This is a genomic window from Desulfobacter latus (assembly GCF_013389365.1).
In the GTDB taxonomy this organism is placed as follows: Bacteria; Desulfobacterota; Desulfobacteria; order Desulfobacterales; family Desulfobacteraceae; genus Desulfobacter; species Desulfobacter latus.
Genome location: NZ_JACADJ010000174.1, coordinates 1 through 692 on the forward strand (window position 1 = coordinate 1; position 692 = coordinate 692).

A 692-nucleotide genomic window follows, 5' to 3' on the forward strand; every position below is an offset into this window, starting at 1 on the left:
GCGTGGATCAAATCGCCTTTGACCACGAGGGTGCCGCCGTTGAGCGTCAAGGTGTCGCCGGAGTAGATCAAGTCGCCTGTGACGGTCAAGGTCTTACCATTGAGATCTAGGGTGCCGTCTTTCAAGTAAAAGTTTTTATCCACAACCTGGTCCTGCTGTAATGTCCAGTCGCTGCAGAGTGAGTCCAAGATCAGGTCATATTTCCAGTTGCCCTGGCTGATCAACGCATTGCCGGACAGCGATAAATTGTTGCTGTTAACAATCGGTGTGGTTGTCTGGGCCATTTCGCCTGTGACAATGACACGGCTTGCCAGTGTCACGCCGTCACTGGAAGTGTTGGTAATTTCGAGAATATTGAAATGGGAACGGTTACAAGATGGTGTGCTAAAAGAGACCGTTTGCTTGTCAGTGCCACTCAACAAAACCCGATGTGTACCACTGGCTCGAAAGTTCTCATTTTCATAAGGGGTCCTGGGCCAAGAAGAATAAGTTGATTTTTGCGTGAAGTCGCCTTTGAGTTCGAGCGTTCCGGAAGTTAACAGAGATCCATGACCGGAAGACGAATCCATCACAAAGTTGCCGTGTACCAGGACGTTGTCGTCGCTGTTAGTCATGTTGAGTCTGCCGGAAGAGTAGCTGTAGGTTGTCGTCCCTTGATCATCTGTAGAAGCCCTCTGTATCCGGTAGTCCCC

The 692-nt window shown here is 49.9% G+C and carries 1 protein-coding gene; it reads right to left on the reverse strand.

Translation table 11 applies throughout. The annotated features are described in order from the left end of the window. The coding region (locus HXW94_RS18840) for a hypothetical protein (RefSeq protein ID WP_218576823.1) at positions 1-614 on the reverse strand (614 nt) is incomplete at its 3' end. Positions 615-692: the final 78 nt, after the last annotated feature.